Origin of the sequence: Pseudomonas sp. TAE6080 (assembly GCF_018732265.1) — a bacterium.
GTDB lineage: Bacteria > Pseudomonadota > Gammaproteobacteria > Pseudomonadales > Pseudomonadaceae > Aquipseudomonas > Aquipseudomonas brenneri.
This window is the reverse complement of record NZ_JAHIDY010000021.1, coordinates 87,706-107,411: the sequence shown is the minus strand read 5'-3', so window position 1 is coordinate 107,411 and position 19,706 is coordinate 87,706. Positions and strand designations below refer to the sequence as shown.

Annotated in this window: 18 protein-coding genes; 2 read left to right on the top strand and 16 right to left on the bottom strand. The window is 60.8% G+C overall.

What is annotated here, in order from left to right:
• Window positions 1-181: 181 nt before the first annotated feature.
• The 5 genes from KL786_RS17090 to KL786_RS17070 are packed head-to-tail and all read right to left on the bottom strand — an operon-like array spanning window position 182 to window position 4,090.
• Window positions 182-817, bottom strand: coding sequence for an SCO family protein (locus KL786_RS17090; RefSeq protein WP_215518371.1), 636 nt, complete (start codon window positions 815-817; stop codon window positions 182-184).
• Window positions 814-1,713: a heme o synthase gene (cyoE, locus tag KL786_RS17085; RefSeq protein WP_215518370.1), complete on the bottom strand. Its 900-nt coding sequence runs from the start codon at window positions 1,711-1,713 to the stop codon at window positions 814-816. Before cyoE ends, KL786_RS17090 begins: the two co-directional genes overlap by 4 nt.
• A complete protein-coding gene (locus tag KL786_RS17080) occupies window positions 1,701-2,780 on the bottom strand; it encodes a COX15/CtaA family protein (RefSeq protein ID WP_215518369.1) in 1,080 nt (359 codons plus the stop codon). The genes cyoE and KL786_RS17080 overlap by 13 nt, the downstream gene beginning before the upstream one ends.
• A 10-nt stretch (window positions 2,781-2,790) precedes the next feature.
• The gene (locus tag KL786_RS17075) at window positions 2,791-3,384 is read right to left on the bottom strand and encodes a PA_0111/PP_0108 family redox-active disulfide protein (RefSeq protein ID WP_215518368.1); all 594 of its coding nucleotides are present in this window, start codon (window positions 3,382-3,384) and stop codon (window positions 2,791-2,793) included.
• The gene (locus tag KL786_RS17070) at window positions 3,350-4,090 is read right to left on the bottom strand and encodes an SURF1 family protein (RefSeq protein WP_215518367.1); all 741 of its coding nucleotides are present in this window, start codon (window positions 4,088-4,090) and stop codon (window positions 3,350-3,352) included. The genes KL786_RS17075 and KL786_RS17070 overlap by 35 nt, the downstream gene beginning before the upstream one ends.
• Before the next feature lie 84 nt (window positions 4,091-4,174).
• Between KL786_RS17070 and KL786_RS17065 the strand changes: the two genes are divergently transcribed.
• Complete coding sequence (locus tag KL786_RS17065; RefSeq protein WP_065942460.1) at window positions 4,175-4,378, top strand: twin transmembrane helix small protein; 204 nt, start codon at window positions 4,175-4,177, stop codon at window positions 4,376-4,378.
• A 5-nt stretch (window positions 4,379-4,383) separates the two neighbouring features.
• On the opposite strand, the gene KL786_RS17060 is transcribed toward KL786_RS17065, so the two are convergent.
• The 4 genes from KL786_RS17060 to coxB form a co-directional block, all read right to left on the bottom strand.
• Window positions 4,384-5,271 carry a cytochrome c oxidase subunit 3 gene (locus KL786_RS17060; RefSeq protein ID WP_032862634.1) on the bottom strand — a complete coding sequence of 296 codons (888 nt, stop codon included), beginning with the start codon at window positions 5,269-5,271 and terminating at the stop codon, window positions 4,384-4,386.
• Between the two features lie 34 nt (window positions 5,272-5,305).
• Complete coding sequence (locus tag KL786_RS17055; protein ID WP_029290315.1) at window positions 5,306-5,857, bottom strand: cytochrome c oxidase assembly protein; 552 nt, start codon at window positions 5,855-5,857, stop codon at window positions 5,306-5,308.
• Between the two features lie 135 nt (window positions 5,858-5,992).
• Complete coding sequence (ctaD, locus tag KL786_RS17050; protein WP_215518366.1) at window positions 5,993-7,582, bottom strand: cytochrome c oxidase subunit I; 1,590 nt, start codon at window positions 7,580-7,582, stop codon at window positions 5,993-5,995.
• Between the two features lie 58 nt (window positions 7,583-7,640).
• Window positions 7,641-8,768 carry a cytochrome c oxidase subunit II gene (gene coxB, locus KL786_RS17045; protein ID WP_215518365.1) on the bottom strand — a complete coding sequence of 376 codons (1,128 nt, stop codon included), beginning with the start codon at window positions 8,766-8,768 and terminating at the stop codon, window positions 7,641-7,643.
• Window positions 8,769-9,135: 367 nt separating this feature from the next.
• Here coxB and KL786_RS17040 point away from each other — a divergent pair, with 367 nt between their 5' ends.
• On the top strand, window positions 9,136-9,783 hold the full coding sequence (locus KL786_RS17040; protein ID WP_032862631.1) for a hypothetical protein: 648 nt from the start codon (window positions 9,136-9,138) through the stop codon (window positions 9,781-9,783).
• A gap of 147 nt (window positions 9,784-9,930) precedes the next feature.
• On the opposite strand, the gene KL786_RS17035 is transcribed toward KL786_RS17040, so the two are convergent.
• The 7 genes from KL786_RS17035 to KL786_RS17005 all read right to left on the bottom strand — a co-directional run bounded on the left by KL786_RS17035 (window position 9,931) and on the right by KL786_RS17005 (window position 19,692).
• Complete coding sequence (locus tag KL786_RS17035; protein ID WP_215518364.1) at window positions 9,931-11,478, bottom strand: SulP family inorganic anion transporter; 1,548 nt, start codon at window positions 11,476-11,478, stop codon at window positions 9,931-9,933.
• 85 nt (window positions 11,479-11,563) lie between these two features.
• Window positions 11,564-12,295, bottom strand: a complete 732-nt coding sequence (locus KL786_RS17030) for a carbonic anhydrase (protein WP_215518363.1) — start codon at window positions 12,293-12,295, stop codon at window positions 11,564-11,566.
• Between the two features lie 198 nt (window positions 12,296-12,493).
• A complete protein-coding gene (locus KL786_RS17025) occupies window positions 12,494-13,552 on the bottom strand; it encodes a PA0069 family radical SAM protein (RefSeq protein ID WP_215518362.1) in 1,059 nt (352 codons plus the stop codon).
• Window positions 13,553-13,647: 95 nt separating this feature from the next.
• A complete protein-coding gene (locus KL786_RS17020; protein ID WP_215518361.1) occupies window positions 13,648-14,904 on the bottom strand; it encodes a cytochrome c in 1,257 nt (418 codons plus the stop codon).
• 12 nt (window positions 14,905-14,916) lie between these two features.
• Entirely contained in the window at window positions 14,917-16,701 is a 1,785-nt protein-coding gene (locus KL786_RS17015; protein WP_215518360.1) for a GMC family oxidoreductase, read from the bottom strand.
• Between the two features lie 2 nt (window positions 16,702-16,703).
• Window positions 16,704-17,456 (bottom strand): gluconate 2-dehydrogenase subunit 3 family protein, encoded by a 753-nt coding sequence (locus tag KL786_RS17010; RefSeq protein WP_215518359.1) that lies wholly within the window; start codon window positions 17,454-17,456, stop codon window positions 16,704-16,706.
• 202 nt (window positions 17,457-17,658) lie between these two features.
• The gene (locus KL786_RS17005) at window positions 17,659-19,692 is read right to left on the bottom strand and encodes a M3 family metallopeptidase (RefSeq protein ID WP_215518358.1); all 2,034 of its coding nucleotides are present in this window, start codon (window positions 19,690-19,692) and stop codon (window positions 17,659-17,661) included.
• Window positions 19,693-19,706: the final 14 nt, after the last annotated feature.

Below are 19,706 nucleotides of genomic sequence, written 5' to 3'. Positions count from 1 at the left end.
TCATGCTGCTGAGGCTGCTAGCTGAAACTGTCCAACTTTTCGGGGGCAGTCCACGAATGTGGGAGCTGGCTTGCCTGCGATAGCGGTGGATCAGCGACCAAAAGGCTGGCTGACCTGACGCTATCGCAGGCAAGCCAGCTCCCACAGTTGATCTGTGTTGTCGGCTGGATTTGCTCCAGAACTAGTTGCGCTGCAACAACCCCGGCAACTGCGCTACCAGCTTCTGGTTATTCAAAGGCGCACGGATAAACCCACGCTGGGTGCCGTCCGGACCGATCAGCGCCAGGTTGCCGCTATGGTCGACCGTATAGTTCGGCTTGCTGGTATCGGCCGGAATGAACGGAATGCTCACCGCATTCGACACCTTCTGCACATCCTCCACATTCGCGCCGGTCAGGCCTGCAAATTGCGGATCGAAGTAGCCCAGGTATTGCTTGAGCTGCGTCGGGGTATCGCGATGCGGATCAACGCTGACCAGGATCACCTGCAGCTTATCCACCACGTCCTTGGGCAGCTCGCTCTTGATCTGGCGCAGCTGGGCGAGGGTGGTCGGGCAGATGTCCGGGCAGAAGGTATAACCGAAGAACAGCACACTCCACTTGCCCTTCAACTCATTGACCAGCACTGGCTGGCCGTCCTGGTTGGTCATGGTCACGGGCGGCAGTTGGCGGCTTTGCGGCAACAGGATAATGCCTGCGTCGACCAGCGCCGTCGGGTCGCCCTGGCCCTTGCCGGACAGTACTTTGTTGACGGTCAGGCCCATGATCAACGCCACCAGGGCCACCAGGATAAAGACAGTTTTTTGAGTTCGAGTCATAGGTTCAACAATAAGTAGTGGTCTACGAGCAGGGCGATAAATAGCAGGAACAGGTACCAGATAGAGTACTTGAAGGTATTGATCGCCGCGTGCGGCCGACTGCCACGGTACAGCACCCAGGCCCATTGCAGAAAGCGCGCGCCCAGAACCAGTGCACAACCGAGGTACAACAGCCCGCTCATATGGATCACATAGGGCATCAGGCTCACTGCCAGCAACGCGCAGGTGTAGAGCAGGATATGCACTTTGGTGTAGTGCTCGCCGTGGGTCACCGGCAGCATCGGGATATCGGCCTTGGCGTATTCCTCCTTGCGATGAATGGCCAGGGCCCAGAAGTGCGGCGGGGTCCAGGCGAAGATGATCAATACCAGCAACAGTGGCTCGGCGCTGACATGGCCGGTGACCGCCACCCACCCGAGCAAAGGCGGCGCGGCGCCAGCCAGGCCGCCGATCACGATGTTCTGCGGCGTCGCGCGCTTGAGAAAGCCGGTATAGATCACCGCGTAGCCCAGCAACGAAGCCAGCGTCAGCCAGGCCGCCAATGGGTTGGTAAACGCCAGCAGCAACGCCAGCCCGGCCACGGCCAGCGCCAGGGCAAAGGTCAGCGCGGCGGCCGGCGAAACCCGCCCCTCAGCCAGGGGCCGCTTATGGGTGCGCGCCATGACCGCGTCAATCCGTCGATCCACCACATGGTTGACCGCCGCCGCGCCACCGGCACACAGGGCAATCCCCAGGTTGCCGAAGACCAGCACCGTCCACGGCACACCGGCGCGGGTGGCGAGAAACATGCCCACCAGCGAGGTGATGAGCATCAGCACCACCACCTTGGGCTTGGTCAGCTCCAAATAGTCACGCCAGATCGCCTGGCTGTGACGCTCGCCAATCAAGGTCGCCATGGCATCTCTCCTTTAAGGGTGATCAGGCCCGAAACGTGTTTACGCGGGCTGAAGCGCCAACCGAACGGCACTTGATGGCGGACCCGGACCAGGCTGGTACGGGCGTGGTAATTGACCAAAACCAGGGTTAGCAACAACGCAGCACCGCCGGCGTTATGGGCGACTGCCACCGGCAGCGGCAAATGAAAGTACACATTGCTCAGGCCCAGGCCGATCTGTACCGCGAGCGCCACCAGCAGCAACCCGGCAAGGCGCGTCATGCCCACCGCCTTGAGCTGCCAGGCCAGCCCCAGCAGCACCACGGTGACCGCCAGCGCGCCCATGCGATGGGTCAGGTGAATCGCCGTGCGCGCGTCGCTGTCCAGTTGCCCGCCCAGATAATTGGGGCCGATATGCTGGGTCAGGTGAAAGCCATTGGCAAAGTCCGCCGCCGGCCACCACTCCCCATGACAGGTCGGCAAGTCGATACAGGCCACCGCCGCATAGTTGGAGCTGACCCAACCACCCAGGGCCACCTGCCCGATCACCAACACCAGGCCAGCCGTGGCCCAGTACTGCAAGCGCCTGGGTACGATCAGCGCCGGCAACACCCCGGACAAACGCAGGGTCAGCAAAAACAGCAGGCTCAACGTCGCAAACCCACCCAGCAAATGCCCGGTGACCACCTGCGGCCAGAGCTTGAGCGTCACCGTCCACATGCCAAAGGCCGCCTGAGCGAAGACCACCGCCAGCAGGAACAGCGGCAGCTTCAAGGGCTGCCCCGGATGCCGGCGATGGGTCCAGGCGCGGGTGGCCAGCAACGCGATCAGCAGCCCCAGGGTGCCCGCCGCATAGCGGTGGATCATCTCGTTCCAGCCTTTGTCGGCCTCCACCGGCGTGTCCGGGAAATGCAACTCGGCATGAGCCAACTGGGCCTCGCTTTTAGGCACGCTGATAAAGCCGTAGCAGCCCGGCCAATCCGGACAACCGAGGCCGGCATGGGTCAGGCGGGTGTAGGCGCCAAGCAGCACGACAATCAGCGCCAGCAACGTGGCAAACAACGCGAGGCGAAATCCAGGTTTGGCCATGACGATGCCCTTATCCGATATTCGACAGTTTCAGCAGGTGGCGCAGGTCGTTGAGCAAGTCCTTGCCCTTGACCCGCGCGTCGTAGCGCAGCACCAGGTTGCCGTGGGGGTCGACGATCCACAGCTGGGCATCGCCGGGCGCGGCAGCGTTTTGCTTGAAGGTCGGCAGGTCCAGGGGGAAACGCTGTAATTGCGGGTATTCGGCTTTCAGCTTGGTCTCGTATTCGGCACTGAGAGGCTGCGCACTGGCCAGGGCATGGCTGGCGCGGGACGCATCACGGCCCAGGCCGATCTGCAGTTGGCGCGCGAGGTAGACCAATTGCTGGCAATCGGCGGCGCAGGCCGCAGGCGCCGTCACCAACAGCTGCCAGCGGTCCTCGTCAGCCTGCACACCGATATCGGCACGGGTCTGGCCATTGCCGATCATCTCGCCGTGATCACTGCGATTGTCCGGCACCCAGAACTGCCACTTGTACATCAGGGTCGCCAGCACCATCGGGCCGATCACCATCATCAGGATCAGGATCAATTGCCAGCGCCCCTTGCGCCGGTTGGGCGCTGCTGGCGTATCAGACATGTTGAGTGGATTCATGGCCGCTCCCATGGTGCTTCTCCCTTGCGTTGTGCCATCCGAGGTAGAGGTAAAGGCCCAGCAGCGCCAGCGCCATGGCGAACCACTGCACGGCATACCCCAGGTGTTTTTCCGGCCCCATGGCCACTACCGGCCACTGGGTTTCATAGGTCGCGGGGCCGGCTTCGGCCCGCAGTTCAAAGGCAAACCCACCACGGTCCAACTCAGCCCAAAGCGCCTGTGGATGCAGCGCCGTCAACAAGCGCGGCCATTGCGCGGCTGCCGGGTCAGCATGCAACTGGAACGTCTCGCCCGGCGCGACATACACCCAGGCGTTGATGTTCAAAGGCTGGTCGGGCGTGGTGAAGGCCGGCGGCGTGCGTCGATCCGGCCACGCCAGCCAGCCGCGATTGAGCAACAGCCACTGGCCGCTGGCCTGGTCATGAAAGGGTTGCAGCAACTCGACACCGGCCTTGCCGTCACGCATGCGGTTATCCAGCAATACGCTGTGCCTGGCGTCGAACTGCCCGCGCAACTGCACCCGGCGAAAGGCCGGATCAGCCACCGCATCCAACTGCTCAGCACTGATAGGCACCGCCGCCCGGCGCTCGGCGTAACTCTGGAGCAGCGCCTGTTTTTCCTGGCCACGGGACAGTTGCCAGAAACCCAGGAACACCATCAACGGCAGCAGCACGAGCACCACCAGCGTCGGCGCAATCCCGGGGCGAAAGCGTTTCATGGCGTTGCCGCGAAGGTGAGTGCTGCGCTGGCTATACTGAATCTCATTGCCCGCCCCTCAAAAAAAGAGCCCTGGAGCCTGACCATGCTCAAAGCCGCTATTGCCCTGATGCTGATCGCTACCGTTGTGAGCCTGTTCAGTGGCTTGTTCTTTCTGGTCAAGGACGAAGGCCACTCCAATCGCCTTGTCACTGCCTTGACCGTGCGCGTGGTGCTGGCCGTGATAACCCTGGTGCTGATCACCTGGGGGTTCTTCAGCGGCCAGTTGGTGTCCCACGCGCCCTGGTAAACCCGCTACAGCACGTAGACGAAGAAAAACAAACCGATCCACACCACATCCACAAAGTGCCAATACCAACTGGCCGCCTCAAAGCCGAACTGATGCTCGGCATTGAAGTGCCCCTTGAGGATGCGCATCAGCATCACGAACAAAATGATCGTGCCGATGGTCACGTGGGCGCCGTGGAACCCGGTCAACATGAAGAAGGTCGCGCCATACACCCCGGAGCCCAGGGTCAGGCCGAGCTCTTTATAGGCGTGGATATATTCCTCGGCCTGGAACCCGAGGAACGCCACCCCCAGCAGCACGGTGAGCGCCAACCAGATTTTCAGCGCGCCGCGATGCCCCTTGCGCAGGGCGTGGTGGGCGATGGTGATGGTCACGCTGGAACTCACCAGCAAGATGGTGTTGACCAGCGGCAAGCCCCACGGGCTGATAGTGCCTTCAGGCGCCGGAAACAGCTTGGGGTCCGGGTTGTTGAGCAACGGCCAGGCGAACTCGAAATTCGGCCACAGCATGTGCGCGATGCCCTTGGAGCCTTCACCGGCCAACCATGGCGCCGACAGATGCCGCACATAGAACAGCGCGCCAAAGAACGCGATAAAGAACATCACCTCGGAAAAGATGAACCAGGTCATGCCCCAGCGGAACGAGCGGTCCATCTGCGCGCTGTAGAGGCCGGCGCGGCTTTCCTTGATCACTGCGCCAAACCAGCCAAACATCATGTAGGCCAGCAACAAGCTGCCGACGAAAAAGATCAGCGGCCCGTGGGATTCCGGGCGTGCAGCCTTGAGGTCGTTGAACCACAACCCCAGGCCATACACGGTGATCAGCAGCCCAAACGTGGCAATTATTGGCCACTTGCTTTGCGCCGGTACGTAGTACGTATCATGAGTCGACATGTATCCGTTCTCCTAATCGAGCCCGCAGGCGCGCCTAGCCGCCGGTATGGACAGCCACGGGCGGTTGGCGCGCAGTGATATCGAACAGCGTGTACGCCAGGGTCAAATGCTTCACATCCTTGGGCATGTCGCGATCGACAATGAAGCGCACCGGCATCTCGATGCGCTCCCCCGGCTGCAGCACTTGCTGGGTGAAGCAAAAACACTCGGTCTTGTGGAAGTACATCGCCGCTTCGGCCGGGGAAATACTCGGGATCGCCTGGGCCGTCATCGGCTTGTCGCTGGGATTGAAGGCCACGAACACCATCTCGTTGACCGCGCCAGGATTGACCACGATTTCGTCGGCCTTGGAGTGGAATTCCCAGACCATATCGATGGCATTGGTCGACAGGAACTGCACCCGCACCTGGCGCGACGGATCGACCACTTGCGAGCCTTCGTACTGCCCGGCGGTCTTGCCGTTGATGCCGAAGGCCTTGCACATCACGTCGTAGATCGGCACCAGGGCAAAGCCGAAGGCGAACATCGCCAGCACCAGGATCAGCAGGCGTGTGACCAGGCGGTTGAGGGGCACGGAATCAGCCATGGCGCCCACCCCCGCGTGACGGTTCTGTAGGAGCGAGCTTGCTCGCGAAAAACCACAGCGCGCCGCGTTTATCCAGGCAACCCGCGTTATCGTTCACGCCCTTCGCGAGCAATCTCGCTCCTACAGACCCGCTGTTCATTTGACCTCCGGCGGCGTGGTGAAGGTGTGGTACGGCGCCGGCGAAGGAATGCTCCACTCCAGCCCTTCGGCACCCTCCCACGGCTTGGCCGGCGCGGGCTTGCCGCCACGGATGCACTTGATCACGATAAACAGGAAGAAAATCTGCGTGGCGCCGAACATGAAGGCGCCAATCGACGACACCATATTGAAGTCGGCGAACTGCAGGTTGTAGTCCGGCACCCGGCGCGGCATGCCGGCCAGCCCGACGAAGTGCATCGGGAAGAACGCCATGTTCATCCCCACGAACGACAGCCAGAAATGCAACTTGCCCAGGGTTTCGTCGTACATGTGGCCGGTCCATTTTGGCAGCCAGTAGTAGGCCGAGGCGAAGATCCCGAAGATCGCCCCAGGCACCAGTACGTAATGGAAGTGCGCCACCACAAAGTAGGTGTCGTGATACTGGAAATCCGCCGGGGCGATGGCCAGCATCAGCCCGGAAAAGCCGCCGATCGTGAACAGGATCACGAAGGCCACGGCAAACAGCATGGGCGTCTCGAAGGTCAGCGAACCTTGCCACATGGTGCTGACCCAGTTGAACACCTTGACCCCGGTGGGCACGGCGATCAGCAACGTGGCGTACATGAAGAACAACTCGCCCACCAGCGGAATGCCCACCACGAACATGTGGTGCGCCCACACGATAAACGACAGGAACGCGATGCTTGCGGTGGCGTAGACCATCGAGGTGTAGCCAAACAGCGGCTTGCGCGAGAAGGTCGGGATGATCGAGCTGACGGCACCGAAGGCCGGCAGGATCATGATGTACACCTCGGGGTGGCCGAAGAACCAGAACACATGCTGGAACAACACCGGGTCACCACCACCGGCAGCGCTGAAGAAGCTGGTGCCGAAGTGGATATCCATCAGCATCATGGTCACGCAGCCGGCCAGTACCGGCATCACCGCGATCAGCAGGAACGCGGTGATCAGCCAGGTCCAGACAAACAGCGGCATCTTCATCAGGGTCATGCCTGGGGCACGCAGGTTGAGGATGGTAGCGACCACGTTGATCGCGCCCATGATCGAGCTGATCCCCATCAGGTGGATGGCGAAGATAAAGAACGTCACGCTTTCCGGGGCATAGGTGGTGGAGAGCGGGGCGTAGAAGGTCCAGCCGAAATTCGGCCCGCCGCCCGGGGAAAACAGGGTTGAGACCAGCAGCAGGAACGCCGCCGGCAGCAGCCAGAAGCTGAAGTTGTTCATGCGCGGCAAAGCCATGTCCGGCGCGCCGATCATCAGCGGGATCATCCAGTTGGCCAGGCCGACAAACGCTGGCATCACCGCGCCAAATACCATGATCAAGCCGTGCATGGTGGTCATCTGGTTGAAGAATGCCGGCTCGACGATCTGCAAGCCTGGCTGGAACAACTCGGCCCGGATCACCATGGCGAACGAGCCGCCGAGCAGGAACATGGCGAAGCTGAACCACAGGTACATGGTTCCGATATCTTTGTGGTTGGTGGTCAGCACCCAGCGCATCAAACCCTTGGCGGGGCCGTGGGCGTGGTCAGCGGCATGACCGTGGTCGTCGATCACAGTGCTCATGGCCGTTCTCCTGCAAGCGGATGGGCGGGGCGGTTCAGGGCATACGCAATGAAGAGGTTCATTTGCTTTCCGCCTGTTTGATGGCCAGCACGTCTTTCGGCGTGACCATGTCGCCTTTGTTGTTGCCCCAGGCGTTGCGCTCGTAGGTCACGACCGCCGCAATGTCGACTTCCGACAGCTGCTTGCCGAAGGCCGCCATCGCGGTACCGGGCTTGCCGTGGTAGACGATGCTCAGGTGATCTGCCGCAGGTCCGGTGGCGATTTTCGAGCCCTTGAGCGCCGGGAACATCGGCGGCAGGCCCTGGCCTTCGGCCTGGTGACAGGCCACGCAGGTGGTGTGGTAGACCTTGTCGCCACGGGCCACCAGCTCTTCAAGTGTCCACTCTTTGGAGGTCAGCTCCTTGAGCTTGGCGGCTTCTTCCTTGCGCTCGCCGAGCCAGGTTTCGTAGTCGGCCTTGGACTTGACCTCGACCACGATGGGCATGAACCCGTGGTCCTTGCCGCACAGTTCTGCGCACTGGCCACGGTAGATGCCGGGCTTCTCGACCCGGGTCCAGGCCTCGTTGACGAAGCCGGGGATGGCATCGCGCTTGACCGCAAACGCTGGCACCCACCAGGAATGGATCACGTCGGCCGCGGTCACCAAAAAGCGCACCTTGGCGCCCACCGGCAGCACCAGCGGCTGGTCGACTTCCAGCAGGTAGTGTTCGCCCTTGGTGGCCTTGTTCTGGATCTGCTCGGCGGGGGTGGCCAGGTTGCTGAAGAACTCGACGTCCTGGCCCAGGTATTTGTAGTGCCACTTCCACTGATAGCCGGTGACCTGGATATCGATATCCGACTCACTGCTGTCGTAGATGTTGATCAGGGTCTTGGTCGCCGGAATGGCCATGGCGACGAGGATCAGCAGGGGCACGACGGTCCAGAGAATCTCGACCGTGGTACTTTCGTGGAACTTGGCCGCCACCTGGCCCGTAGAGCGTCGATGCATAATCATCGACCAGAACATGGCGCCAAACACGATGATGCCGATCACCACACAGATCCAGAAAATGGTCATGTGCAGGTCGAACACGGCGTGACTGACTTCAGTGGCCCCTGGTGCCATATTCACCGTCCAGGCGGCCTGCGCCTGGCTGAATACTGACCACAAGAGTAAGCCCATCCAAACATGTGGATGTCGCGTCATTGCGGGTTCCCCTTATCGTTCTTGTTATCCCGCCGGTTTGCACCTGCGGCCAAGGGGGCGGCTTCCAAACTGCTTACATCCGCCAAGCCTTGCCTGCCTAATGCAGTCGGGCGTCATCAGCTAATTACGTACAAACCCGAGTATAGACAGCGACTGCGACCCCGCAATGTGTGGGGGCAAATCAGTAAAAAGAGACGAACGGTGCTGGCCGGCCAGCATATTCAGGGCCTATCCGACGAACGATGGCATTTCGATATAACAGCGGCGCATAACCATGAAATAATTATGACAAATGCGTCTTAGGGGCTCGTATAAACGAGCTACCTTATGCAATCCCCTTTCCTACGCCCGTATTCCTGGAGCTTTCATGAACACCGCCGCATTGCGCGAGCAGATTTCCCGTGCCCATCAACATGAAGCCTCCACCGGCCAATTGGCTAAACAACTGGACGCTCAGTTACCCCACCTGCATTCGGCCATTTCCCTGGCCGAGGGTGATCGTAATGCCGTGATGACGCGTTTCGTCACCGCCTACATCGATCAGGTCCCGGACTTGCTGGATGCCGCCAACGACGTGGCCCGGGAAGCCGGGATTGAAAGCCAGATCAAGCCGGTGCTGAAAATCGCCGAGCATTTCTTTCTCCAGCCGCCCGCCATCCTGGCGGCTCATGAAGGCCTGAATGGCCTGCTGGACGAGGCCTACCTGGCCCACCGCCTGGTAGAAGAAGTAAACGATCTGTATATCAAGCACTTCGGCCAGCCGTTGATTCCTGCGGACACCACCGTGGCCAACGTGATTGCCCACCAACTGATCGGTGAAGATTTCGCCAATCAGCTGGACGAGGCCGTGCACCTGGCGGTGGATGAAATGCTCAATGAAGAGAGCTTCGCCCTGGAGTCCGTCGAAGCCTATCGCGAGCAACTCAAAAGCCCGGCAACAGAAGCCGCGTGGAAGCGCTGGCCGTGCCTGTCACGCCAGTTGGGCGTGGAGTTGGAACTGGATCAGCCGGCCTGAGTTTTCCTGCCTGACATAGAACAAATGTGGGAGGGGTTTGTGTGGGAGCCGGGCTTGCCCGCGATGCAGGCACCGGGGTGCATCAGTTACACCGCGGTGATGCTATCGCGGGCAAGCCCGGCTCCCACACAAGCCCCTCCCACTTTTTTATGCGGTTTCGTCAGCCAACTGCGGGGCAGAGCCGATCCGGGTCGTGGTGCGTATCCGCCCTTCCAACCGACGCTTCAACCCGCGCGCCTCGATCACCAACTTCGAGCCCTTGGCCGCATTGGCCCGCCCCCATTCCTCCAGCAACTCCAGGCACGAATGGTCCACATAGCTCAGGTTATTGAGCGGCACATGCACGGTGCTTCCCGCCGGCACTGTCGCCAGTACCTGGGTCAATGCGGGCACCTTGAGAAAGGTCGCCGCGCCTATCAACCGCAACTCCATTTCACCGTCCTGGGGCAAGTCGATCAGGCTGATTTTCAAGCGCGAAGCCTTCCACGCCAGTTTCACCAGGGTCAAGCCGAAGCCCACCAGCACACCCGTCAGCAAGTCGGTGAAGATGATCGCCAGGGCCGTGGCAGCGTAGGTGAACATCGGCATCCGACCATAGCGCGCCAGCCCACGGAAAGCCTTGAAATCCACCAGCTTGATCCCCGTGTACACCAGCACACCCGCCAGGCTCGCCACCGGAATGCTTTGCAGCACGCTTGACAGCAGCAGCACGAAGGCCAGCAGCCAGAGGCCGTGGAACATCGCCGACAGACGCGTGGTAGCGCCCGCCTGGACGTTGGCCGAACTGCGCACGATCACCCCGGTCATGGGCAGTGCGCCCACCAGCCCGCAGAGCATGTTGCCTACACCCTGGGCAGACAATTCCTTGTCGAAGTCCGAACGCTGGCCGTTGTGCATCCGATCCACAGCCGCCGCCGAGAGCAAGGTTTCGGCACTGGCAATAAAGGCCACCGCGAAAGCCGCGATCAACAGGTTGGGGTCGGCCAGGTTCAGCAGGTCGCTGGGGCGGAGCCAGTCGATGGCATCGGCGAGGTTTTCCGGCACTTCCACGCGCTTGACCTGCAAGGCCAGCAGCAGGCTGGCTGCCGTCGCCAGGCCGACACCCAGCAACGCACCCGGGACAAAGCGCAGTGTTTGCGGACGAAATTTATCCCATAACCACATCACCAGAATCGTCGACAACCCCAGCAGACCGGCTTGCCAACCGAGGCTGGGAATAGCCTGGGCCACTGCAGCGGGGAAGCCGGCAAGGTTATCCAGCCCAGACGGCTTGGGCGCGCCATCGAGCATCACATGCACTTGCGACAGGACAATCAGCACCCCGATCCCCGCCAGCATGCCGTAGACCACCGCCGGCGCCGTCACCCGGAACCAGCAGCCCAGGCGCAGGCGCCCGGCCACCAGTTGCAGGAAGCCCGCCAGCAGCAGGATCGGCCCGAGCATGAGCATGCCGTGTTGGCGCACCAGTTCGAACACCAGCACCGCCAGGCCGGCCGCCGGGCCGCTGACTTGCAGGGGTGAACCGGCCAGCCAGCCCACCACCAGGCCACCGATGATCCCGGTGATCAGGCCCTTGGCCGGTGGCATGCCCGATGCGATGGCGATCCCCATGCACAAGGGCAAGGCCACCAGAAACACCACCACCGAAGCCAACAGCTCCCGTGGCAGCACTGTTTTTAATTGAGCTGCACGCATGATGACTCTCCCGAGGCATTCGCCGGGCGTGGCAAGGCCTGGCTGCATCCATGGCAGCCATCGCGTTACCCGGCAGGGGAATGTGTTAGAAGCGCGCTTTTGGCGTCGCCGAAGGGATTGGCCCAATGCCGTTCAACGGCAGGAACGTGGCCTGGTCAGCATCGTAGGCTTTGATTTCGCTGGTCTCGATGTTGTAGATCCAGCCATGGATAAACAAATGGCCGTTGGCCATGCGCGAGGCCACGGAAGGGTGGGTGCGCAAATGTTGCAGTTGGGCGATGACGTTTTCTTCGGTCAGCACCTGCATGCTTTCGCCTTCGTTGGCGCAGTCGCAGTTGTCCTGGACCATGGTCTTGGCGACTTCGGCGTGGCGCAGCCAGGCTTTGACCGTGGGCATTTTTTCCAGGCTCTGGGGGTTGAGCACCGCCCGCATCGCGCCACAATCGGAGTGGCCGCACACGATGATGTGCTGCACGCCCAGGGCCAATACCGCGTACTCGATGGCCGTGGAAACACCGCCGTTCATCTGCCCATAAGGCGGTACGACGTTGCCCACGTTACGGGTCACGAACAGGTCGCCCGGGGAGCTGTGGGTGATCAGCTCGGGAACAATGCGCGAATCGGCACAGGTGATAAACATCGCTCGTGGGCTCTGGGCCGTGGCGAGTTTCTTGAAGAGTTCTTCCTGCTGGGGAAAGACCTCGTTATGGAAATGCAAAAAGCCATCAACGATGTGCTGCAGCGCTGCATCGGCGGACTCCGCCTCGTGAGGGGCTGAAGCCGACGCAGCCAACGGCTGTTTATCCTTGTCACTCATGATTCATCCTCTTGTTGGCGCAGGGGAGTTTTGCAGTTCAGCTCGACGCACGATTCGTAGCGCCGACCCATGGGTCACTCGATGAACAAGGTAGCTGCCGAAACTTAACTCAAACTGAATGAACCGCTCTATCTCGCGGGTTTCAGTGATGTCAAAACGCGACCACCCTCACCGGGCCAGCCACGTATTTGTGTCAGTCTACAACAAAGCCAGCTGCCTGCCGGGTGGACAGAATGCACTGCAATCGAGGTTGTACCCTTCCCGCCGATCGAGCCCCAAGCGCTTGATCGCCTTGGCAAATCGTTGTGCAAGCAGATCGGCAAACGGCCCCTCGCCGCGCATGCGTACACCGAAGCGGCTGTCGTAGACTTCACCACCGCGCACCTGGCGCACCAGGCTCATCACATGGGCCGCCCGTTGCGGGTAATGGGCCGCCAACCACTCCTCGAACAACGGTGCCACTTCAAGGGGCAGGCGCAGCATCATATAGGCCGCACTCTGCGCGCCGGCAGCATGAGCCTCGGCCAGCAGGCTTTCCAGTTCGCTGTCGTTGATCATTGGAATCATCGGCGAACACAGCACGCCCACCGGGATACCCGCCTCACGCATCACCCGGATCGCCCGCAGGCGCGCCTTGGGCGCCGCCGTGCGCGGTTCCAGGATACGCTTGAGCTCATCGTCCAGGCTGGTGAGGCTGATCATCACCGCCACCAGCCGCTGCCGCGCCAGTTCCGTGAGCAGGTCAAGGTCACGCAGGATCAGCGAGCCCTTGGTCACGATGGTCACCGGGTGGCGATAGCGCAACAGCACTTGCAGGATTTGCCGGGTGATCTTGTACTCGCGCTCGATGGGCTGGTATGGATCCGTGTTGGAGCCCAGGTTGATCGGTGCACAGGTATAGCCGGGCTTGGACAGTTGCTGCTCCAGCACATCGGCGGCGTTGGTCTTGGCGATCAATCGGGTTTCGAAATCCAGGCCCGGGGACATGTCCCAATAGGCGTGGCTGGGCCGCGCATAGCAATAAATGCACCCATGCTCACACCCCCGGTAAGGGTTGATCGAGCGGTCGAACGGCAGGTCCGGCGAGGTGTTGCGGGTGATGATGGTCTTCGCCGTCTCGATGCGCACTTCGGTGCCCTGGGTCGGCGGGACTTCCTGATACCAGCCATCATCCTCGGTCACGCTCACCGTGGGTGCGAAGCGATTGTGCAGGTTGGTGGCGGTGCCTCGCCCGCGCGGCGGCAGAGGAGTGGACATAAAAGCGCCTCGATACTGTTTTTATATACAGTATCGAGGCGCAGCGGATCTGACCAGTGCCATTGGGCGGCAAACGCCAAATCAGGACCTGCTCGTCACTCGCTGTGGTTTTTGCGCAGGTCTGCCACATCGCTGGCCTTGACCGGCGCCCCCTGGTTACCCCAACTGCCGCGAATGAAGCCGACCACATCCGCCACTTCCTGATCCGACAGCCGCCAGGCAAACGCCGGCATCGTGAAGGTGGAAGGCGCGGCGTGAGTGGCCGGCAGGGTGCCGCCATTCAACACAATGTTGATCAGCGACGTGGCATCTGCCGTCTGCAACACCGGGTTGCCCGCCAGCGCCGGGAACACCCGGGTGTAGCCATGGCCATCGGTACGATGGCAGGCCGCGCAGTTGTCGATATACACCGCAGCGCCCGGCTGGCTGTCATCGCCCTTCCACAGCGCCTCGGCCACCTGTTTGTCGTACTGGTGCGGCTGATCCTCGGGGTCCACCGCCGGCAGGCTCTTGAGGTAACGGGCGATAGCCGTCAGGTCGGTTTCCGACATGTACTGCATGCTGTGGACGACCACATCACTCATGCCGCCAAATACTGCGCTGCGATCACTGCGACCGGTCTTGAGGAATTGCACCAGCTGCTCTTCGCTCCAACTGCCCAGGCCGTCCTTGTGGTCGCCGCGCAGGCTTTTGGCGATCCAGCCTTCCAACGGCGCACTGCCGGACAGGAACGTCGCACCTTCAGACGCGCTCAGGGCCTTTTCCTGCATGGTCAAGGCCCGAGGCGTGTGGCAGGCGCCACAGTGGCCGAGACCTTCCACCAGGTAGGCGCCACGGCTGATCACCGGGTCGGCACCGGCCTGGGCCTGATAGCCCGCCACCTCGGGTGCGAACATCCAGCGCCATGCGGCCAGCGGCCAACGCATGCTCAGAGGCCAGGGAATATCGCTGTCCTGGTTCTGCTGGGCGACCGGCTCCACACCTTTCATGAAGTACGCATACAACGCCTGCATATCGGTTTCGCTGACACGTGCGTAAGACGGGTAGGGCATCGCCGGGTAAAGCGTACTACCGTTTTTGGCGACACCGTGGCGCACGGCCTTGTCGAAGTCTTCAAAGCTGTAGTCCCCCAGGCCGGTTTTATCCGGGGTGATATTGGTGGAGTAGATCACGCCGATCGGGGTTTCCATCGGCAGGCCACCGGCAAACGGCTTGCCGCCCTTGGCGGTGTGGCAAGCCACACAGTCGCCGGCGCGGGCCAGGTATTCGCCTTGTTTGATCAGATCCGTTTGCGCGGCGCTCACCGAGCAACTGCTGAACAGGGCCAGGGTCGCGATAACAAATGCTTTCATGGTCGTCGCTCCTTATGCCTGAACCAGCGGGCCGGGGTTCTTGAGGTATTGCTCGCGAATCGCCCGGGCCGACCAGTAGGTCAGCGCCGCCACCAAGCCCGTAGGGTTGTAGCCCAGCCCTTGTGGGAAAGCGGACGCTCCAGGCACAAACACGTTAGGCACATCCCAGCACTGCAAATAGCGGTTCACAGCACTGGTTTTCGGGTCGGTGCCCATGATCGCGCCGCCGTTGAGGTGGGTGGTCTGGTAGGACGCAGTGTTGAAGTGTTCGCCGACTTTTTTGCCGAGCACGGCAATCGCCTTGGGGTTCATCGCTTCGGCGATCTTGCCCATTTTCTCGACCATGAAGCGGTTCATCTTGATGTCGTTTTCCTGCCAGTCGAAGGTCATGCGCAGCAGCGGCAGGCCGTAGGCATCACGGTACACCGGGTCCAGATCGAGGTAGTTGCCCCGGTAGGATTGATGGGCACCGTGGGCGTCCATCGACACCTGGTGGGTGTAGTAATCGGCCGTGGCGCGCTTCCACGCGCTGCCCCAGGCCGGTGTACCCGGCGGGTTGGAGGTGCCGGCAATCGGCCGGCTGCCCGCCTGGTTGACCCACATCGGCGAGCCGCCGACGAAACCGTGAGGCCCATGATCGAAGTTGTCGGCGTTGAAGTCGTCCACCGCCACGCCATTGCCGCCAGCGCCGATGAAGTTATTGGTGTGCACGTCTTTGTCGAAGTAGGCCTTGATGGTGGCCATGTTCTGGTAGGCGAAGTTCTTGCCCACCACCCCTTCGCCCGTGATCGGGTCGTAGGGCTTGCCGATGCCCGAGAGCAGCATCAGGCGCACGTTGTGGAACTGGAAGGCGCCGAGAATCACCAGGTCCGCCGGTTGCTCGATCTCGCGGCCCTGGGCGTCGATGTAGGTCACGCCGGTGGCCTTGCGCTTGGTGCTGTCGAGATTGACCTTGAGCACGTGAGAATTGGGCCGCAGCTCAAAGTTCGGCACCTGGCGCAACGCTGGCAGGATATTCACGTTGGGCGATGCCTTGGAGTACATGTAGCAGACATAGCCACTGCAAAATCCGCAGAAATTGCACGGCCCCATCTGCGCGCCGTAGGGGTTGGTGTAGGGCCCTGAAGTATTGGCCGATGGCAGGTTGTAGGGTTTGTAGCCCACGTCGGCGGCGGCCTTCTGGAACAGCTGCGCCGAGTAGGTATTTTTCTGCGCCTCCAGTGGGAAATGGCTGGAACGATCCGGCGCATAAGGGTTACCGCCCCTGCCTTCACCCACCAACTGGCCTTTCACGGTCCAGGCCTGGCCGGAGGTGCCGAAGACTTTTTCGGCGTAGTCAAAGAACGGTTCCAGCTCTTCGTAGCTGACGCCGAAGTCCTGGATGGTCATGTCCTTGGGTATGAAGTTTTTGCCGTAGCGCTCTTCGTAGTGGCTGCGCATGCGCAGCTCGATGGGATCGACCCGAAAATGCACGCCCGACCAGTGCAGGCCCGCGCCGCCCACGCCGTTGCCCGGCAGAAAGGCGCCCAACTGGCGGTTGGGCAAGGCGATGTCATTCACGCTATGGCGAATGGTCACGGTTTCCTTGGAGACGTCCTGGAAGAGTTTCTTACGTACGCTGTAGGTCAGTTCATCGATCACTTGCGGGTAATTACCGTCCGGGTAAGTGTCCTGCATCGGCCCGCGCTCCAGCGCTACCACGTGCAAGCCCGCTTCGGTCAACTCCTTGGCCATGATCGCGCCGGTCCAGCCGAAGCCGACAATGACTGCATCCACTTTCTTCATGATGGTCGCCACGTTTATGCCCTCTCGCCACGGATGGAAACAGCCGGGAAGGGGTATTGCTCGTTGCGTTCAACCCAATCCATGAAATCGGCGCGGGCGCCGGGGAAGCCGATCATGGTCCAGCCGACCATGCCTTTGTTGCCGCCGTGGATCGGGTCGCAGAAGAACCCTTCCTTGGTGTTTTGCAGCAACAAGTTGAAGAAAATCTTCGGCGGTACCGCCGCGAAATGCTCGCCGCTTTCGGCACCGCCAGCCTCCAGGCGGCGCAGCAAATCATCCTGGGTAGCGCTGTCTTGCCCAGCAAATGCTTTACCGTTGAACGCTTTCGACCAGGAATCCGTGGCAGCGATACCCAGGCGATAAATCTCCTTGGGCACCAGTTTGCTCTGCCAGCCCATCTCGGGCGGCGCATCTGCATTGAACGGGCCTTGCATGAACCACAGGGCACCGCTGGCGTAAGGGGTGTTCATCTGACGGTCGATGTATTCCGGCGCGCCGGCCTCCAGGGCGCCTGGGCCTTGAGCATCGGCAGGAATCAAGCGCGCGACGGCGGCGTTGATGAAGGCCCATTCCTCAGCCGTGAAGTAGCTGGGCTCGTAGGCCTTTTCACTGGCGGGGGCCTTGGCCGGGCTGGCCTGGGCAGGCACCGGCGTGGCCATCAGCATCGAGCCGCCAAGGCCGGTACTGGCAACCGTGACCACCGGGATCAAGGTCAAGGATTTGCGCAAAAAGTCACGCCGGGGGTTGTCTCGATCTTGATCAGACATGGTGGCACCTCATCATGTGGTCACGGTTTTTTAGCCACTTCTGGGAGTGGCTTGTGGTTTGGGCAGCGAATTGGGCCAAAAGGACCCTGGAAAATAGAACGCGGCAGTAATAAATAGTTACGAAATGATAGCAGCCTAAGCATCAGATGAATCGGTTCAACCACAAATTACCCATAAGTAGCACACAGCGCTGACCAAGGGCTTAATGAGCAGGTGGTTCCTGCCCCTGAAGCAAGATGCCCGGCGTCACACCGAGAAACAGCTGCAATGACTCGCACAATGGCCGCGAATTACCTGGGGCCAATACGGTCTTCCGAAAAGCACGCCCCGCTTGCGGGCTGAACACCCCCTCACGCAGAAACCTTGAAAAAGCTTCTTTTGCGAGGACACCGGACCACCGGTAGGAATAAAGGTTGGCCTCATAGCCTTGCATGATATGGGTCAGCTGATTGACCGGGCGCAGGCCGGACAGCTCGGTCAAATACCCGACTTGCACGGCGGCATCATCGAATACCTGCTCAATGCTGCGCCCGTCGCCCCAGGTCCTGTGCAATTCGAAATCGAATAGGGCAGCCATCAATAACTCAGCCGTGTCCCAGCACGTTTGAATGGAGAGATGGCTCACTTGCCTGTGCGCCAAGCCGTCCGACAGACGCTCACCCGTCTGATGATGGCGGGACAGCCAGGTGAGTACTTCTGGCTGGAAGCACCACTGCTCAAGGAACTCGCCAATAAACTCCGAAGTGTCGCGCCCGTATCCCGAAGAACTCGAAACCTCACGGTGCTCGGCGTTTGTCAGTACTTGTTGCAAGCAGTGCCCAAACTCATGGAATAGAACTCTCAGTTGGGCGTGGTCAAGCAAATAGGGTTGCCCAGGCTCCTCCTGCATGAAGTTACACTGCAAGACAACGCTCGGACGCGTCAGTAAACCCTCGGCATCCTTGTGCCGATCGCGCAAGGCAAAGCTGTTTGGAGCCTCATCCGACCCCGCGCGCAAAAATGGTTCAAAGAACACATAGCCAAGGACTTCGTTGAACTCCAGCACCTCGAACAGACGAACAGACGCACTCCACCGATCAAAATCCGTGCGCTCAACGAACTGCACGCCAAACAATTGCTGGAAGAGTTCGCACAACCGAAAGAGCGTGTCATCCAACGTAAAATACTCACGTAACTGTTGCGCAGAAACACCGGCAACTTGCTGGCGAATCCTTTGCGCGAAGAACGCGTAGTCCCACAGTTTCAGATCAAAGACCCCATGGCTCGCGGCCACTGCCTGGAGTTGCAGTAGGTCACTGGCAAAGGTGGATTGCTCACTTGCCAGTTGTTTTTGCAAAAACGCCAGCACTTGGTCGGTGGACGTAGCCATTTGGTTTTCCAGCGCCAACTGGGCAAAGTTGTCGTAACCCAATAGTTTGGCGATCTCATGGCGCCCATCCATCACCACCCTCAGGTGGTCGCTGTTATCGTACAAGCCCGCGTGCGGACCGATATCAGAAGCACGACTATAAAATGCACTGCATACCTCCTGGCGTAGCCCCCGGTTCGCGGCTTGCGCGAGCAAACGTCGGACCGTCTCACCCTCCAATGTGACCAGCCAGCCGGTCAATCCCTGCGCGCGGGCCTTGGCCGCCATCGAGTACTTGAGGCTGGCGGGCACGCCCTCAAGCAATGTCTCATCCTGGATATGCTTGCTCCACGCAGCAGTTGCTTGAATGAGTTGGTAGGAAAAGTCGGCTTCAAGCTGCTGATTGACCGCTGTCAGGTAAGCCAGACGTTCACGGGACGTGGCCGGCAACATGGCGCCTGACCTTCTATACCGCGCCACGGTTTTTTCCAGAACGCGTTGACGCGACGGGTCGAAAAGCCGCGCTATCGGGCTGGCGCCAAGGCTTGCGTAGAGAGCATGCAGTTGCGGGCTGACGGCCAGTTCTGCTCTATAAGTATTCAACTGATCATGGAAGTCGCTGGCGGCGCGCCTCCAGTCATCATCGATGGCTACAGAGTCCAGCACCATGACTATGCGCTGGGCCGCATCGAGGCGGGCGTAGAGATCACTCATGGCCAGCACCAAGTCATCCCATGTAGGGAATAGCGCTTGGGTTTGCAGGATTTCGTCCACCTGCCGGCGGCTGCCGGCAATCAATGCCTGTGCCGCCGGCGCGAGGTGTTCGGTGTGGACCTGCGAGAACAGTGGTAGGTCACCGGTCTGTAGCAAGGGGTTGTGGCCAAGCATGGGTTCGTTCCTTT

Bases quoted from the DNA above. Each gene is read 5' to 3' on its own strand.
- KL786_RS17090 (WP_215518371.1), bottom strand. From the start codon at position 817: ATGACTCGAACTCAAAAAACTGTCTTTATCCTGGTGGCCCTGGTGGCG.
- cyoE (WP_215518370.1), bottom strand. From the start codon at position 1,713: ATGGCGACCTTGATTGGCGAGCGTCACAGCCAGGCGATCTGGCGTGAC.
- KL786_RS17080 (WP_215518369.1), bottom strand. From the start codon at position 2,780: ATGGCCAAACCTGGATTTCGCCTCGCGTTGTTTGCCACGTTGCTGGCG.
- KL786_RS17075 (WP_215518368.1), bottom strand. From the start codon at position 3,384: ATGGGAGCGGCCATGAATCCACTCAACATGTCTGATACGCCAGCAGCG.
- KL786_RS17070 (WP_215518367.1), bottom strand. From the start codon at position 4,090: ATGAAACGCTTTCGCCCCGGGATTGCGCCGACGCTGGTGGTGCTCGTG.
- KL786_RS17065 (WP_065942460.1), top strand. From the start codon at position 4,175: ATGCTCAAAGCCGCTATTGCCCTGATGCTGATCGCTACCGTTGTGAGC.
- KL786_RS17060 (WP_032862634.1), bottom strand. From the start codon at position 5,271: ATGTCGACTCATGATACGTACTACGTACCGGCGCAAAGCAAGTGGCCA.
- KL786_RS17055 (WP_029290315.1), bottom strand. From the start codon at position 5,857: ATGGCTGATTCCGTGCCCCTCAACCGCCTGGTCACACGCCTGCTGATC.
- ctaD (WP_215518366.1), bottom strand. From the start codon at position 7,582: ATGAGCACTGTGATCGACGACCACGGTCATGCCGCTGACCACGCCCAC.
- coxB (WP_215518365.1), bottom strand. From the start codon at position 8,768: ATGACGCGACATCCACATGTTTGGATGGGCTTACTCTTGTGGTCAGTA.
- KL786_RS17040 (WP_032862631.1), top strand. From the start codon at position 9,136: ATGAACACCGCCGCATTGCGCGAGCAGATTTCCCGTGCCCATCAACAT.
- KL786_RS17035 (WP_215518364.1), bottom strand. From the start codon at position 11,478: ATGCGTGCAGCTCAATTAAAAACAGTGCTGCCACGGGAGCTGTTGGCT.
- KL786_RS17030 (WP_215518363.1), bottom strand. From the start codon at position 12,295: ATGAGTGACAAGGATAAACAGCCGTTGGCTGCGTCGGCTTCAGCCCCT.
- KL786_RS17025 (WP_215518362.1), bottom strand. From the start codon at position 13,552: ATGTCCACTCCTCTGCCGCCGCGCGGGCGAGGCACCGCCACCAACCTG.
- KL786_RS17020 (WP_215518361.1), bottom strand. From the start codon at position 14,904: ATGAAAGCATTTGTTATCGCGACCCTGGCCCTGTTCAGCAGTTGCTCG.
- KL786_RS17010 (WP_215518359.1), bottom strand. From the start codon at position 17,456: ATGTCTGATCAAGATCGAGACAACCCCCGGCGTGACTTTTTGCGCAAA.
- KL786_RS17005 (WP_215518358.1), bottom strand. From the start codon at position 19,692: ATGCTTGGCCACAACCCCTTGCTACAGACCGGTGACCTACCACTGTTC.